Annotated in this window: 11 protein-coding genes; 2 read left to right on the top strand and 9 right to left on the bottom strand. The window is 34.0% G+C overall.

Annotated features, from left to right (window positions below):
• Window positions 1-45 precede the first annotated feature (45 nt).
• The 5 genes from IRZ78_RS15220 to IRZ78_RS15200 form a co-directional block, all read right to left on the bottom strand.
• Entirely contained in the window at window positions 46-1,509 is a 1,464-nt protein-coding gene (locus tag IRZ78_RS15220) for an OmpA family protein (protein ID WP_194617351.1), read from the bottom strand.
• A 113-nt stretch (window positions 1,510-1,622) separates the two neighbouring features.
• The gene (gene kbl, locus IRZ78_RS15215) at window positions 1,623-2,816 is read right to left on the bottom strand and encodes a glycine C-acetyltransferase (RefSeq protein WP_121317617.1); all 1,194 of its coding nucleotides are present in this window, start codon (window positions 2,814-2,816) and stop codon (window positions 1,623-1,625) included.
• A gap of 81 nt (window positions 2,817-2,897) precedes the next feature.
• On the bottom strand, window positions 2,898-6,056 hold the full coding sequence (locus tag IRZ78_RS15210) for a UvrD-helicase domain-containing protein (RefSeq protein ID WP_194617350.1): 3,159 nt from the start codon (window positions 6,054-6,056) through the stop codon (window positions 2,898-2,900).
• A gap of 162 nt (window positions 6,057-6,218) precedes the next feature.
• Complete coding sequence (locus IRZ78_RS15205) at window positions 6,219-6,818, bottom strand: lipoprotein signal peptidase (RefSeq protein ID WP_194617349.1); 600 nt, start codon at window positions 6,816-6,818, stop codon at window positions 6,219-6,221.
• Window positions 6,819-6,942: 124 nt separating this feature from the next.
• Entirely contained in the window at window positions 6,943-7,167 is a 225-nt protein-coding gene (locus IRZ78_RS15200; protein ID WP_194617348.1) for a hypothetical protein, read from the bottom strand.
• A gap of 178 nt (window positions 7,168-7,345) precedes the next feature.
• Between IRZ78_RS15200 and IRZ78_RS15195 the strand changes: the two genes are divergently transcribed.
• Together IRZ78_RS15195 and IRZ78_RS15190 are read left to right on the top strand one after the other, a co-directional pair.
• The gene (locus tag IRZ78_RS15195; protein WP_194617347.1) at window positions 7,346-7,702 is read left to right on the top strand and encodes a roadblock/LC7 domain-containing protein; all 357 of its coding nucleotides are present in this window, start codon (window positions 7,346-7,348) and stop codon (window positions 7,700-7,702) included.
• A gap of 34 nt (window positions 7,703-7,736) precedes the next feature.
• On the top strand, window positions 7,737-8,117 hold the full coding sequence (locus tag IRZ78_RS15190; RefSeq protein WP_194617346.1) for a hypothetical protein: 381 nt from the start codon (window positions 7,737-7,739) through the stop codon (window positions 8,115-8,117).
• Between the two features lie 246 nt (window positions 8,118-8,363).
• Here the strand turns inward: IRZ78_RS15190 and IRZ78_RS15185 are convergent, their stop codons facing one another.
• The 4 genes from IRZ78_RS15185 to IRZ78_RS15170 all read right to left on the bottom strand — a co-directional run bounded on the left by IRZ78_RS15185 (window position 8,364) and on the right by IRZ78_RS15170 (window position 16,223).
• Entirely contained in the window at window positions 8,364-8,744 is a 381-nt protein-coding gene (locus IRZ78_RS15185) for a TraR/DksA C4-type zinc finger protein (protein ID WP_007807070.1), read from the bottom strand.
• 7 nt (window positions 8,745-8,751) lie between these two features.
• Window positions 8,752-12,153: an isoleucine--tRNA ligase gene (gene ileS / locus IRZ78_RS15180; protein WP_194617345.1), complete on the bottom strand. Its 3,402-nt coding sequence runs from the start codon at window positions 12,151-12,153 to the stop codon at window positions 8,752-8,754.
• A gap of 203 nt (window positions 12,154-12,356) precedes the next feature.
• Window positions 12,357-14,276 (bottom strand): hypothetical protein, encoded by a 1,920-nt coding sequence (locus tag IRZ78_RS15175; protein ID WP_194617344.1) that lies wholly within the window; start codon window positions 14,274-14,276, stop codon window positions 12,357-12,359.
• A gap of 57 nt (window positions 14,277-14,333) precedes the next feature.
• Window positions 14,334-16,223, bottom strand: a complete 1,890-nt coding sequence (locus IRZ78_RS15170; protein ID WP_194617343.1) for a PQQ-binding-like beta-propeller repeat protein — start codon at window positions 16,221-16,223, stop codon at window positions 14,334-14,336.
• Window positions 16,224-16,287 lie beyond the last annotated feature (64 nt).

Below are 16,287 nucleotides of genomic sequence, written 5' to 3'. Positions count from 1 at the left end.
GCCATTCAATTAAGAATGGCTTTTAGTATTTATTTAGAAAGTAAATTAGATTTTACCTTGGTATTTAGAACCAATGTGTCTAATTTCTGTTCTTCTGTTTTGTGCTTTACCTGCAGCAGTTTTGTTACTTGCAACTGGTTGAGACTCTCCAAAACCTTTAGAAACTAAGTTATCAACATTTACTCCTCTTTCGATCAAAGCGTTCATAACAGCAGTAGCTCTTTCTTCAGAAAGTTTTTGGTTCAATTTGTCAGAACCATCGCTATCTGTGTGACCTTCAATAGAGAATTTCGCGTTTGGATAGTTTTTAAGGATTTCTTTAATAGCATCTAATCTAGCTGGAGTTTCTTTGTCACCAGTTTTGAAAGTAGCTTTTCCTGAGTTAAAGTAGATAGCTCTTGCTTGAACTTTAAGATCTTCTAAAGCTTCAGTAGTAACTTCAGGACAACCTCTGTTAGAAGCAGGACCTGCAACTGTAGGACAATCATCATCTTTATCTAAAACACCATCTTTATCAGCGTCTAAGAAAGGACAACCACCATTTTCTTTAGGACCAGCAACTGTAGGACATTTGTCATCTTTATCAGCAATTCCGTCTCCGTCAGTATCAGGACAACCTTTTAAAGCAGCTAAACCAGCAACATCTGGACAAGCATCATCTTTATCAGCAACTCCGTCTCCGTCTCTATCAGGACATCCGTTTAATGCAGCTAAACCAAATTCAGTTGGACAAGCATCACTAGCGTCAACGATTCCGTCTCCGTCAGTATCAGGACATCCGTTGAATTGTTTTAAACCAGCAACGTCTGGACAAGCATCATCTTTATCGTAGATTCCGTCTCCGTCAGTATCTTTACCTCCGAATTTGAAAACTAAACCAGCAGTGTGTTGAAAGTGAGATGGAGCGTCTGGAGTTCCAGAAGCATCTTCTCTATCACCGCTAACTGACCATTTGTATCTTGTAGCAAGCTCAAGACCAATTGCATCTGTAAACCAGAAAGTTACTCCAGCACCTGGATTAACTGTTCCGTAGCTACTATCACCTAAGAAAGTATAACCTCCACCAACAGATAACGAAGGATCAACTACTTTAGATTTGATTAATTCCTGGAAGCTATATTTAATAGTAGCATCAATTCCGTAGTACATTAAATCACCAGGATTAGTCACAACATTACCTCTTGAATCATGTCCTGGAGCAGATGGATTGAAAGTAACGTATTTATCAATTTTGTTTACAGATCCTTGTAAACCAACAGAGAAACCACTACCTACATATCTAGACACACCAATGTAAGATAGAGAAGGAAGAATATTCCAGTTGTCTTTTACAGCGAATGGCTGAGAAAAGTGTTGATCAAAGAAACCACTTCCTGCACCAGAACTGGTTCTAGTGTCAACGGCATTAACTCCAAAAGAGATAGCCCATGGATTGTTACTGTCTTGTGCGTGAGAACTTAAACCCATCACCATCATCACAGCAACTAAAAGTTTGTTAAGATGTTTCATACTTAATTTTTTTTAATTACAATTTAGTTAATTACAAGCAAAAGTAACACCAAATTTTTTAAATACAAAATGAAATGTTAAAAAAAACCTACAAAAATTTCCGTATGTGGAAATTATATAACTTTTAACATTTTTCCGACAACTGTAAAGGCCGCTATAGCTCTATCTAAGTGGTCTTTAGTATGTGCAGCAGATAATTGAACCCTAATTCTGGCTTTTTCCTTAGGCACAACCGGAAAGAAGAATCCTATTACATAAATACCTTCTTTCAAAAGTTCATTGGCCATCGTTTGTGATAGTTTTGCATCATATAACATCACAGGAACTATTGCAGAATCTCCATCAATGATATCAAAACCGGCTTTTTTCATTCCATCTTTAAAGTAGTTTGTATTCCACTCTAATTTATCACGTAAAGAAGTATCTTTTTCTAGCAGTTCAAAAACTTTTATAGAAGCCCCAACAATAGCAGGCGCTAATGAATTTGAAAATAAATACGGGCGCGAACGCTGACGTAGCAGTTCAATTATTTCTTTTTTAGCAGTTGTATAACCTCCCATTGCACCTCCAAGGGCTTTTCCAAGAGTTCCGGTTATAATATCAACTCTTCCCATTACACCTTTTGCCTCAAGCGTACCTTTACCAGTTGCACCGATAAATCCTGCTGCGTGACATTCATCAACCATAACCATCGCATCGTACTTATCTGCCAGGTCACAAATTTTATCTAAAGGTGCCACAAGACCATCCATGGAGAAAACTCCATCAGTAACTATTAATTTAAAACGAGCCCCAGCTTCATTAGCTTTAATCAACTGCTGTTCTAAATCTTCCATATTGCTGTTTTCATAACGGTAACGTGCTGCTTTACACAAACGAACTCCATCAATAATAGAAGCATGATTCAAACTATCCGAAATAATCGCATCGTTTTCTCCTAGCAAAGGCTCAAAAACACCACCATTAGCATCAAAAGCTGCTGCGTAAAGAATAGTGTCTTCTGTACCATAAAAATCAGCAATCTTTTTTTCCAATGTTTTATGAATATCCTGAGTTCCGCAAATAAAACGTACTGACGACATTCCGAAACCATGAGTATCCATAGCATCTTTTGCTGCCTGAACCACTTCAGGATGCGACGAAAGTCCCAAATAATTGTTAGCACAAAAATTCAACACCTTTTCTCCTGTCGAAATAGTAATTTCTGCATCTTGAGCAGAAGTTATAATTCGTTCTTTTTTAAAAATTCCGTTTTCTTCAATAGTTTGCAACTCACTTTGCAAATGTTCTTTTATTTTACCGTACATTTTTATTTATTTAAAACGTTAAAAATTAACAACTTAAACCTGTTAAGATTCAAATACCTCTTTAACATCTGATTAATTTCTTCACAAATTTACTACATCGATTTCTGTTCCTATATACACCAAAGCCTTTTTTAACACTTTGTATCCTAAATCTTCAATAGCATCCTGATATTCTTGAATTTGCTGTGTGTATTTTGAGTTTATTGCTCCTGTCTTATAATCTAAAAGATAAGCCTCTTTATTAGAAGTTAAAACAATTCTATCCGGCTTTAATATCCTGCCCTCTTTCTGAACGATTGTTTGCTCATTCAGAATACTATAATTTCCATCAAAACAAATAGCTAATTCAGGATGATTTACAATTTCCCGAAGCGATTTCAAAACCATATCTACCTGATCAATTGTAATCAAACCATTTTCGATCGCTTTCGTAATGGCCAAATCCACATCTGACTTATCCTTAACAAAGGCTAAAATCTCGTGAACTATATTTCCGTACGCTATCGCTTCTTGCTGATGCGTTCCCCACATTAAGGATTCTCGTTGCGCTATTTTGATGTTTTTAGGATTTAAAACATCTAAAACCACAGGAATCGTTTTCACCAAATCGATCAATTCCGTCGCTTTTGAAAGCCTGGTTTTATTTCCAAATTCATATTCTAATTTATCCGGATCGTAAACCCCTTTACTAATTAAATATTTAATAAAAAAAGAGGCCATATTACTAGGAAACTCACCATCTTTTCTTTCTTTTAAAGACTGAGAAATAACATACAACTGCTCTTCTGCACGAGTCAGTGCCACGTACAAAACATTAATATTATCGAGCAATTCTTCTTGCTTCTTTAAATTAAAAATATTCGAAGCACTTTCACCAAAACCTTCAACAGCACTGCTATTATCAATTAAAGCTCTTGGCACATCCAAATCAACATCTTCAGTATCGAGCCATAATTTATCTTTTGGTTTTCGATTATAATCTTCTTCGGCAAAAGGCATAATTACCACAGGAAACTCTAAACCTTTCGATTTATGAATGGTCATGATTCTAACTGCATTTATCCCTTCCGGGGAAGGAATACTAAATCTTCCCGCATTTTCATCCCAATACCCCAGAAAATCTGAAATTCCGGCCTGGTTTCTAATATCTCTTTCTAAAACGATATCCAGAAAAAATTGTACGTAAGCATTTCCTTCTGCGAGAGGCACAAATTTCGAAATGATAATTTCTACTGCTTCGTAAAGTGACTTTTTTCGAATATTTTCAAAAGATAAAGCAACATCAAAACTCAGAAGCCATTTTTCAAAATCAACTTCTAATTTATGCGCCATTCCCTGAGCAATAAAGTCATGAATAGGCATTTGAATTTCTTTGTTTGAAGCTAAAAAATGCAGAAAATTAGCTTTTGACTCAAGATCAGCACTATTGTGCAGATATTTCAGCAAATGAACAATTAATCGAACTTCTGTAGCATTTTGAATCATCAGGGTTTCTGAAGACAAAAGCGGAATATTTTGCTCTGTCAGATAGTTGGCAATCGCAATTCCCTGATCTCTTTTTCGAGTCAGAATAACGATATCATTATATTCAAAACCTTCATGAACTACTTTCTGAATTGTATTTAATGTCACTAAAACATATAAATCTGATTTTTCAACCACATCTTCTTCATCTGCAAAATCTGATTTTTCAATTATTGGCAGAAATGAAATATTGACATAACCTCCTTTTTTTGAATTTGAGTTTTGAAAACTATGATTTTCGTATAAATTTTTATAGTCTTCATTTGAAAATTCAGTCGAAATCAATTTAAAAAAGGAATTATTAAAATCGATTACTTCACTATAACTTCTATAATTGGTATCTAAATGTTTTATTACTTTTTCAGGATTATTAAAAGGATTCAGGCCTTTACTCAACTCTATAAATTGTTCTGCTTTACCACCTCGCCAGCGATAAATAGATTGTTTGGGATCTCCCACAATCATCAAAGTTCCTTTATTACCTAAATCATCTAATCCCGAAAGCGAATTATCTATCAGCGGAATCAGATTTTGCCATTGCATCTCTGAGGTATCCTGAAATTCATCAATAAAAAAATGACGATAGCGCTCGCCTATACGTTCATAAATAAATGGCGCGGGCTGGTTCTGAATTTCACGATGAATTATAGCATTAAATTCAGAAATTGATAAAACATTTTGTTCGGCCTGGATTTTCGCCAACTCATTACTAACGGTATTTAAAAGAGAAAGCGGTGTTATATTTTTTAGAAATGCTTTATAAAAATCTCTTTTTTCAAAATTCTTATAAATTTTTTCCAGAATCTGAAGCAGCTCCGGAATAATATTTTCGATTAACGCTTTGTCTTTGGCCGTTTTATTAATCGCGATATCATCAAATTCATGAAACGTTTTATTTCGCGGATTAAATTTTCTATCCCGAATACTTTCTAAATGATTCGGAAAAGTTCCGCGGGAAAATGATTTTAAATCAATTCCGTTTTTATCGATCAAAGCAAGAGCTTCTGTTGCAAAAACTTCATTTGCAGATTCCAGATCTTTACAAAGAGCCAGCATTTTCTTCTTTATCACTACAAATTCTTCGATGGACTTATCCTGAAAATGAGAAATTTCATTTCTATTATTTTCATTCAAGACCAATCTTCCTGTATCTAAAATTTCACGCGATATATCCCAACTCTTATCGTCGTCGGTTTTTTCCATCGTAAAATCGATCAGCAATTTGGTCAGTGTTTCGTCCTGTCCGGCTTGCGCAATAATAGCATCAACCGCTTCTGTCAATAAATTTTCAGTATCTAAAGTAACCTCAAAAGTCATGGGCAAATTAAGATCATGAGCAAAAGCACGAATTACCTTGTGCGTAAACTTATCGATTGTAGAAATATCAAAGGCAGCATAGTTATGAATAAGATGCTTGATGATATTTTGCGATTTTGTTTTGATTTTAATAACAGAAAGTCCCGTGTCCCGAGACAAGTCTTCCATTAAATCCAATGCTTTTCCAGAAGGTTCTTCTTTTGTAAATTCAGACAAACTTCCCACAATACGGCTTTTCATTTCATGAACCGCTTTATTGGTAAAAGTTATGGCAAGGATATTTCGATAAGCATCATTTTTAGGAGAAGAAAGAATAATTTTAAGATATTCTTTCACCAAAGTATAGGTCTTTCCTGAACCTGCAGAGGCATCATAAAGGGAAAAGGACGGACTTTGCATAACTTTAGTTTTATAATGTAAAAATAGCACAATAAATATTAAACCCCAATAATGTAAGATTTTCAAATTCCAAAAAATAAAAATTCCAAATTCCAATGTTGATGCTTTTTATCGCATAGAATATTGGAATCTGGAATTACTCGTTTGAAAATTCTTGAAATATTATGCAGTTTTAGGAAAGGCTCTTTTATTAAAAAACAACAAAATCCCAACACCTGTAGAAATCGCCATATCGGCAACATTAAAAATAGCATTAAAAAAAGAAACTTCTTCGCCTCCCCAAACAGGGAACCAGGCCGGCAAAGTACCTCTCCAAAGAGGAAAATAAAACATATCTACTACCAAACCATGAAACCATGTTCCGTAAGGTTCCGACGAGAATAATGTGGCCAGATTACCGTGACTGTCGTCAAAAATAATCCCGTAAAAAACAGAATCAATAATATTTCCGGCAGCTCCCGCAAAAATTAAGGCAATTGCAACGATCAGATAATTAGAATGACGTTTCTTAATTGAATCTGACAACCAATATGCAATCCCAAATACAGCAAAGATCCTAAAAACAGTCAAAATCAACTTTCCGTATTGTCCCGGTATTTTTGTTCCCCAGGCCATTCCTTCATTTTCTATAAAATGAATTCTAAACCAATCAAAAACGACAACTTCTTCACCTAAAAAAAAGTTTGTTTTTACGTATATTTTTGAAAGCTGATCAACAATTAAAACTAAGAATATAAGGAAATACGCTTTTGGTAATGACATTTTATTAAATTTTGATGGGGCAAAAGTAACAATTTAATCAAAAAAAACGCTCCCAATGGAGCGTTAATTCTTTTCTGCCACAAACTAAGGCGTCTCAGATAATTTATTTCTTCTTATATAAGGTCTATTTTTTAATATTTGGCTGGACTGGTACCTTTGGAGTCTTTGGCGTATCGGCAAAAAATTCAGAAATAGACTTAAACAGGCCTTTACTCTCTTTTCCAGCGGTTGCCTTTTTGGCTTCAGCCTTTTTTACATCAGCTTTAAATTTAATTCGAATTTTTTCAAATTCCTTCATTCTGTGCTCTACGTCAGAGTTTACATCTTTGAATTTCAATACTTTAGCCATTGTGTAAGTTTTTTATGTTAAATAAATAAAATTATTAATGATTTGATATTACAATGATACATAATTTAATTTATATTTGTTAGTAAAAATTAACACTTGTTTAGATCAATAAGCAATATTCCTCATCAATAAGCATCAAAATAAATTAATTTTAACAGTTTTCCTAAATCCTACAAATATGACTGAAATAACATCTACCCTAAACGACTTTCTGGTTACCACAAAATCTTCTGCTGCATTAATAATAAACGGAAAAGGAAAATTAATCACATCATTACACATCGATTATGCAGATAGTGTTGCGGCAATGAGTGCTGCAATCTTATCAATGAGCGAAAAATTCTTAATTGATTTAGATAAAGGCGTATTAAAACAACTATTTCTAAAAACTTCAGAAGGCGTTGTAATTGGAAATAAAATAAGCGGCACAAACTTTATAATTGCATTTTCGAAAGACGGAAGTAATCTGGGTTTATTAATGCGCTCAACTGATGAAGTCGCCACAGAATTAAGTAAGAATTCCCTATTAAAATAACATAAATCTATTAACCCAAAAACAACCCTAAACTATGAGTAACGACTTTTTAAACGTTTTTTTAAATGAAATGAAAACTAACGTAAACGGCTTTATAGCGGTAGCTGTAACCGAAATTGAATCAGGATTAAGCTTTGGAAACCTCACAATTGACCCAGCGTTCGATCCTGAACTTGCAGCGGCCTATAATCTTGAAGTTGTAAAAGCCAAATTAAGCGCAGTAAAAGCCTTAAATTTAAACCAGGACATCGAAGATATTTTGATCACACTGTCGAATCAAATTCACATTATCGATATTTCTCCAAACAAAAAATTCATGATTTACCTTGCGGCAGATTCAACTAAAGCAAATTTAGGAATGACAAGAGCTGTATTAAAAAAACACAAATTAGAATTAGAGAAAAACTTAGCTTAGTTTTTTGTTTTATTTTTTAATTAGAACTATCTCCAATCAGGATAGTTCTAATTAAAAAAACTTTTCATTGCGCCAAATCGCATAGCTCCGTCTTCTTACAAAAAATTGAATTATAATTTTAGCACTTCTTCTTTAATTATAATCAAATTCTTTCAAAAGATTTACAACTTACCTTAAACACATTACAGCAAAACATTAAACAAAAAAAACGCCCCTAAAAGGAGCGCTTATTTCATTAAGTATTTATTATCGTTGCAAGTTCTTCGCTTCGATACTCATTGTTGCATGAGGAACGATTTTTAGCCTTTCTTTGCCAATTAATTTACCTGTTACTTTACAAATGCCGTAAGTTTTATTTTCTACACGGAATAAGGCGTTTTTTAGGTCGCGTATAAACTTTTCCTGTCTGATAGCTAACTGTGAGTTTGCTTCTTTAGACATTGTTTCGCTTCCTTCTTCAAATGCTTTAAAAGTCGGAGAAGTATCATCTGTTCCGTTATTCAAATCATTCATGTAAGCACTTTTTATTAAATCCAGATCGGCTTGTGCTTTTTGTATTTTATTTTGGATTATTTCTTTGAACTCTGCCAAATCAGCGTCAGAGTATCTTGTAATTTCATCTATCATTTTATATTTATTTTGAAATTAATATCATTGTTTTTATATCATCAAATTCAATTTCTGTGCCGTTTTCTAAACTATCCACAAAAACCAATTCATCCGTTAATGTCTCAGACTTAATATAGTCTATATTTTTTAGAATTGCTTCTTCTAAAATACCATTTCGTTTTATTTTAACTTTAATCTTATCGGTAACTTCAAATCCTGAATCTTTACGGATATTTTGAATTCTGTTTACCAACTCTCTTGCGACACCTTCGTTTTTCAATTCTTCAGAGATTGTAATATCAAGCGCAACTGTTATTCCGTTTGAATTTGCAACTAGCCAACCTTCGATATCCTGAGATGTTATTTCGACGTCTTCTAGTGATAAAGTTACATTATTTCCAGCAATAACAATATCTAATGTGCCTTGCTTGTCTAACTGGTTAATCTGATCTGCTGAAAAAGATTGTATTTCTTTGGAAATCAGCCCCATATCCTTACCGAAACGTGGACCTAAGGCTTTAAAATTTGGCTTAATTTGTTTTACCAATATATCTGAATCATCCTCTAAAAGTATAATTTCTTTCACGTTTACCTCTGCTTTTACAAGCTCGGAAATAGCCAGAATTTCAGCTCTCTGATTTTCGTCAAGTACCGGAATCATTACCTTTTGCAGAGGTTGACGTACTTTAATCATTTCCTTTTTACGAAGCGATAAAACCAAAGATGAGATGGTTTGCGCCTTCTGCATTTTGCTTTCTAACGTTTTATTAACAAAGTTTTCGACAAATTTTGGAAACTGAGCCAAGTGAACACTGCTATATTGCTCAGATCCTGTCGAACTTGTCAAATCTTTGTACAATTTATCCATGAAAAAAGGAGCGATTGGAGCGCTTAATTTACTGATCGTTAATAGACAAGTGTAAAGCGTTTGATAAGCCGCGATTTTATCGTGTGCATATTCTCCTTTCCAGAAACGACGACGGCATAAACGAACATACCAGTTACTTAAGTTTTCCTGAACGAAGTCAGAAATTGCTCTCGCTGCTTTTGTAGGCTCATAGTCCTCGTAACATTCATCAACAAATTTTATTAAAGAATGCAATTCAGAGATGATCCACTGATCGATTTCAGGTCTTTCGTTTAACGGAATTTCAGCTTCTTCATATTTAAACCCATCGATATTCGCATATAATGAGAAGAATGAATAAGTGTTGTATAATGTCCCGAAGAATTTACGACGAACCTCAGCAATTCCATCAAGGTCAAACTTTAAGTTGTCCCAAGGATTGGCATTCATAATCATGTACCAACGAGTTGCATCTGGACCATATTCTTCGATAGTTTTAAAAGGATCTATTGTATTCCCTTTACTCTTAGACATTTTTATTCCGTCTTTATCTAAAACCAAACCATTCGAAACCACATTTTTATAGGCTACTTTATCAAAAACCAAAGTTCCGATCGCGTGCAAGGTATAAAACCATCCACGTGTCTGATCGACACCTTCGGCAATAAAGTTGGCAGGAAAATCTTTATTCTCATCAATTTTATCTCTGTTCTCAAAAGGATAATGCCATTGCGCGTAAGGCATAGCTCCTGAATCGAACCAAACATCAATTAAATCGCTTTCGCGTTTCATTGGTTGTCCTGAAGCCGAAACCAAAGTGATCTGATCAACTACATTTTTATGTAAATCGATTAAATCATAGTTAGACTCAGCCATATTTCCGATTTCAAAACCTTTAAACGGATTTTCTTTTTGAAAACCTGCTTCGATAGATTTTTCGATCGCGTTGTATAATTCTTCAACAGAACCAATAAGAACTTCTTCTTTTTTGTCTTCAGTTCTCCAAATTGGCAACGGAATACCCCAATATCTAGAACGAGATAAGTTCCAGTCGTTGGCATTTTTCAACCAATTTCCAAAACGTCCTTCACCAGTAGACTTAGGCTTCCAATTGATAGTTTCGTTCAGGTCGAACATTCTATCTTTTACATCGGTTACTTTTATGAACCAGGAGTCTAGTGGATAATATAATAACGGCTCATCAGTTCTCCAGCTGTGTGGATAACTGTGTACATATTTCTCAACCTTAAAGGCTTTATTTTCTTCTTTTAAGCGAATAGCGATCTCAACATCTACAGAACGTTCTGGAGCTTGTCCCGCATCGTAATATTCGTTTTTTACATATTTACCGGCCAATTCACCTAAATGAGATGTGAATTTCCCTTGTAAATCTACCAGCGGCACTGCTGTTCCGGTTTCGTCAAGAACCAACATTGGTGGCACTTCCGGTTTTGCTTCTTTTGCTACTTTAGCATCATCTGCACCAAAAGTTGGAGCGGTATGTACAACTCCTGTTCCATCCTCTGTAGTAACGAAATCTCCGGCAATTACTCTAAATGCATTTTCGGCATTTTGATATGGCAATACGTAGGGCAATAATTGTTCGTAACGAATCTCTACTAAATCAGCTCCTTTTGCTTCTGCTAAAATTTTGTACGGAAGTTTTTTATCCCCTTCTTTTACATTATCAAAGTCAGCATCGTCTTCACTTAAGAAAAATCCTTTTCCAAATTGTTTTCCAACTAAACTCTTAGCCAAAACAACATTGATTGGTTCAAAAGTATACTGATTGAATGTTTTTACTAAAACATAATCTATTTTTGGCCCAACTGTTAAAGCAGTATTCGATGGTAATGTCCACGGAGTTGTCGTCCATGCCAAAATGTGGATATCTCCAAAACCTTGAAGAAAACCAGGTAAAGTTTCCGGCAATGTTTTAAACTGTGCTACAATCGTAGTATCAGTAACATCACGATACGCTCCAGGCTGATTTACTTCGTGAGAAGACAATCCTGTTCCTGCTTTTGGAGAATAAGGCTGAATTGTATATCCTTTATACAACAAACCTTTATCATAGATTTGTTTCAAAAGCCACCAAACAGACTCCATATATTTTGGTTTATAAGTAACATACGGATCTTCCATATCTACCCAATATCCCATTTTCTCGGTCAAATCATTCCATACGTCGGTATAACGCATTACGGTTTTTTTACACGCTTCGTTATATTCTTCTATAGAAATTGTTTTACCAATATCTTCTTTTGTAATTCCAAGTTCTTTTTCGGTACCCAATTCTACAGGTAATCCGTGTGTATCCCATCCGGCTTTTCTTTTTACCTGAAAACCTTTTTGAGTTTTATACCTGCAAAAAATATCTTTAATCGCACGTGCCATCACGTGGTGAATTCCCGGTAAACCATTTGCTGAAGGCGGACCTTCAAAAAACACGTAAGGCTCAGCACCTTCGCGAGTTGTTACGCTCTTTTCAAATATATTTTCTTTCTTCCAAAAATCAAGTACTTCTGACGCTACTGTTGGCAAGTCAAGTCCTTTGTATTCAGTAAATTTTGTGCTCATTTTATCCTTTTCTTAATCGAGGTGCGAAAGTAAGGAATTTTGGATTATTGACCATCAATTTCTTGAAATTTCACAAACTTTTGTTGAGATAATAGATACAAAAACAAAAGAATTGATTACTTTCCGGTACTAAACTCAAAAAATTGAGCCATTAAACCAAAAACCAATCAATTCTAATAATTCTTTTTTATAAAACTAAAAGTCTATTTAAATCCTCCGAAATAAACTTCTTTCATGAAAATTCTATTTCCAAAAACAGGATTTACTTCAACTTTTTCGCGGGTTTCCTGATAAAGGGTTTCTCCGTTAAAATCTTCTATTTCATAATTAATCTTATGCGGAATTTTTCCTGAATTTAATGCCGCAACTGGTCGGTAATCTCCAAAAAGTTTTCTTTCGAAAAAGCTTTTATTTCCGTTATCAAATTCTGTTTTCTCCGTCGAAACTATATTGAAATTTTCTTTATCAATAAAAACATGATAATCTGTTTTAGGAATTGTTCTGTTACCTGAACTTAACGTTTTTTCAAAATAATTTAAGTGATAACACAATCTACCTTCGTACATTTCATCTGGCAAAAGCTCAAAATTATTCCATAAATCAAGTCTTAAATCGGTTAGAAAATTGATTAAGTCGACATTTTTAGACAAATTGCTATAATCGTACGAAGTGAGTTTTGCCCATTTCGCATTTACACCACTTTCGCGATCGTCATGACTCCAGGCTTCTGCTCCGTTCACGATTTCATAATAGCTTTCCGGCATTTTTTTTCTAAGAAGATAATTGGTGTTTGTGGCCCATTTTTCTTCTGTTTGAGGTATCTTATTTCCTTCTATAGAAAGTTTAGAAAACAAATGTGTTTTTTCGACTTTCTTCAAAGCCTGGCTTCCGCCTAAATTACCTATTACTTTAGCAAGCAAATTTGCATTAAGCTGATAAGGTATAGAATCAAGCATATTGTATCGCTGCATTTTTGATTTTTCTAAATATGCTTCACGATTTGATTTCTCAATTTCCCACTCAGCATCTTGTTGTTGTATTTTTTCAAAAAAAGCTAATCTCTTTTCTTCTTTTTCTTCGGCAATTTTAAGACCTAACTTTTTAAGATCAGCAAAACGATTGGTATGGCTTCTTATTTTTTTCTCAGCAAAATTCCCTCTATTTACCCTATCAATAATAGATGTCCCTCGAGAATCCAGTTTATCGTTTTCGATAAGCAAATTAGCATATAGCAAGGCTTTTTCTTTATTTTCGAGCAGTAAATATGTTTCGGCTAAATTATTTGTAACAATAAATCGGATATATTCGTTAGCTGGTGAAAGCGGATATTTAACCAACAAACTTTCCAGATATTGCAAATGGGGAGCCAGCAACTTCTCGTCTAAACCTTTTTCAAGGGTTACTTTCTCCATTTGAGCAGTAATTTCTTTTTCAAAAGCCAACATTTGATTGTATTCTGAATGTCCTTTTGAGGTTACAAATTCAAACCTTTCTTTTGATTCGCCAGTTGAATATCCAAATTTATAATTTAAAAACTCCTGGATTCTGATAGCTGTCTTGAAAATAACATTATCAAACCCAAGTCCCACATCGCTGTAATCTGAATCTTTTACTGCTGCTTTTACCTTTTTATCCTGATCTGAGGCTGCAAGTTTCATCGCTCCTAGACTATTCCCTACAGTTATTGAATAGGATTCTGAACCTCCAAAATCCTTAGTCAGTATTATTTTATCTCCATACTTGACATCTAGTTTTACATTGGTGATATAATTAGAATGTGTACCATAAGTCCATTTATTTTCTTTCTTATTAAAAGCACTATCTACTTGTGTATCTGTATATCTAGGCAAGGCAAAAGTCACGTAAATTTTAAGCTTCCCGTTTTCCGGATCTTTTATATATCCTTTAATATCAAAAAAGTGCTTTTTTAAATTCGCTTCTTCTTCCTGCAAAGATTTATCCATTTGATAAAAAGTGGTCTGTGTAAGCACATTGTCCAGAACAGGAAATTCTGAATATTGAATAACCGGAATATAAAATTTCTTTTTCTTCGAACTTATTTTTTCTTGTGCCTGAATTGAACTAATTACAAGCAAAGCAATTAAGAGTAATGTTTTTTTCATAGGCAAAAAAAAAAGCCACCAGAAATAAATTCTGATGGCTTTGGGTTTTTAATTTTCTTATTTTTTATTGAAAATTTGAATAGATTTATCAGACACATAAAAAATATTTTGTGTCGCAGGATCTACTTCATAAACTGGTTTATTGTTATTAAAAATAATTTTATCAACCTCAACTCCATCAACTTTACTCACTTTTACAAGAATTTTTTCTCCAGAATCTGCTTTTGCAAAAATATAAGAGAAGTCTCTATTTTGTTTCATTGCATTAAAACGAGAGTTAAATTTAGCTGCTACTATGCCAAGAGCTGCTGACCCAGCTGCATAAGCTTTTGCCTGATCCTTATTTGTCTGATCTCCTTTTGCAACTGCGGTTCTCATGTTACCGTCGGAATCACGATATGTCATAGTTATATCAGCACCTTTAACTGAACTTACTGCAGAACCAACACCTAAACCAATACTTCCAGCAATTGCAGCGCTTTTTAGCAAACGTCTTGTTCCTTCACCTGGTTGTGTATAAGTAAGGTGGTATTTTATAGTTCCATCCATATTAACCCCCATTACTTCAAGCGGTCCTGAAAGCACAACTCCCCAAGGAAATAATTCAATACTATTTAATTCTTTCTCTTTTTTGATATTTACTTTAGCAAATGGTTCTGGCTTATCGCTAATGCTTGGATCAAATTTGTACAATTTCTCGTCATTATATACCAAGTAAGAGTTTGCAGCTTCGTCGTAAGTTGGTAAAACCGGACGATCTTTTTCAAACTTAATATTACGTTTCCAAAGTTTAACTCCTGTTTTATAATCAACCATGTTTCCATAAGTCCCTGTAAGGTACATTACTTTTTCACCTACTTTTCCTAAGTAATAAATTGGATCTTCTTTGTCATCTGAAATTTCAATGAATTTTTTCCAAAGCTTTTCTCCGTCTTTGTTTATCAGCATCATTTCATTTTCTGCAACATATAAGAAATCCTGATCGATTGGAATTACTCTTTTCAAACCATCTCCACGAGCATCTTTTTTCCAGATTTTTTCTCCTGTAGTCAAGTCAAAAAAGTTAAAACCTCCATAATGAGCAATTAACAATTTTGTACCCCAATCTTCTAAATAAACAACACGTTTTGTTTTGATAGATTCTTTCCAGATACTTTTTCCGTTTTCTGTATTCAAAACATTCAAATATTCTTTGGCTGCAAATAAACCTTTACTGTTTACAACTACAATATTTTTATCATTTTGAGTCAAAAAGAATCTTGAATAATCTTCTTCAGCTTTCCAGTTTAATTTTCCTGAAGTTCTGTCAAATGAATATAGTTTTCCGTACAATAAATAATAAATTACTGATCCGTGCACTGTCGCTTTATTGGCATTTGCAGACTCTTTTAATGAGAAACTAAATAATGATTTTGCTTTGTCTACAGTGGTATTCCATTTTAACTCTCCTGTTTTCATATCTAATAAAGCAATTGCCATATCTCCGTCTTTTTTCAAAGTAAGCAAATACTCATCTGTTTCAGGAATAAAATCTGACTGCATTACCCAGAAAGATTCTTTAGACGAATTGTAAACCACTTTACCACTATCTGTATTAATGATAATATATTTACTATTGATGTAAGCCTCTACATAAGGACTTCCGGGAACACTTGATAAATCACTTTTTTCTTTAAAAAGTTTTCCAAAATCAGGATCAGTCAGGATATCGCCCGCTGAAGTTGATCCAAAATCATCTTTTGTTAATGTCCAAACAATTTTTTTTGTTTCAGGATCTAAACCTTTTACAGTTCCGCCTTCTTTAAAAACAACAATTCCTGTTATTTCGTTTTGAACCATGTCTTTGACACTGTTCTCTGTAGTGATTATTTCGTCGTATTTTCTTTGGGCAGTTGCTGAAAAAGCAATTAAGAAAACCAAAATAATCGAAGAAGTAATTCTCTTCATAGTAGTTTTTTCTTTAAACAAGTTAATAATTTACGCTGGGGTTTTTAGTAATGAATTCACTTAT

The organism is Flavobacterium sp. CSZ (assembly GCF_015350725.1).
Lineage (GTDB): Bacteria > Bacteroidota > Bacteroidia > Flavobacteriales > Flavobacteriaceae > Flavobacterium.
The sequence above is the reverse complement of the archived record's forward strand: the minus strand, read 5'-3'. Positions and strand labels throughout refer to the sequence as shown.

Bases quoted from the DNA above. Each gene is read 5' to 3' on its own strand.
- IRZ78_RS15220 (WP_194617351.1), bottom strand. From the start codon at position 1,509: ATGAAACATCTTAACAAACTTTTAGTTGCTGTGATGATGGTGATGGGT.
- kbl (WP_121317617.1), bottom strand. From the start codon at position 2,816: ATGTACGGTAAAATAAAAGAACATTTGCAAAGTGAGTTGCAAACTATT.
- IRZ78_RS15210 (WP_194617350.1), bottom strand. From the start codon at position 6,056: ATGCAAAGTCCGTCCTTTTCCCTTTATGATGCCTCTGCAGGTTCAGGA.
- IRZ78_RS15205 (WP_194617349.1), bottom strand. From the start codon at position 6,818: ATGTCATTACCAAAAGCGTATTTCCTTATATTCTTAGTTTTAATTGTT.
- IRZ78_RS15200 (WP_194617348.1), bottom strand. From the start codon at position 7,167: ATGGCTAAAGTATTGAAATTCAAAGATGTAAACTCTGACGTAGAGCAC.
- IRZ78_RS15195 (WP_194617347.1), top strand. From the start codon at position 7,346: ATGACTGAAATAACATCTACCCTAAACGACTTTCTGGTTACCACAAAA.
- IRZ78_RS15190 (WP_194617346.1), top strand. From the start codon at position 7,737: ATGAGTAACGACTTTTTAAACGTTTTTTTAAATGAAATGAAAACTAAC.
- IRZ78_RS15185 (WP_007807070.1), bottom strand. From the start codon at position 8,744: ATGATAGATGAAATTACAAGATACTCTGACGCTGATTTGGCAGAGTTC.
- ileS (WP_194617345.1), bottom strand. From the start codon at position 12,153: ATGAGCACAAAATTTACTGAATACAAAGGACTTGACTTGCCAACAGTA.
- IRZ78_RS15175 (WP_194617344.1), bottom strand. From the start codon at position 14,276: ATGAAAAAAACATTACTCTTAATTGCTTTGCTTGTAATTAGTTCAATT.
- IRZ78_RS15170 (WP_194617343.1), bottom strand. From the start codon at position 16,223: ATGAAGAGAATTACTTCTTCGATTATTTTGGTTTTCTTAATTGCTTTT.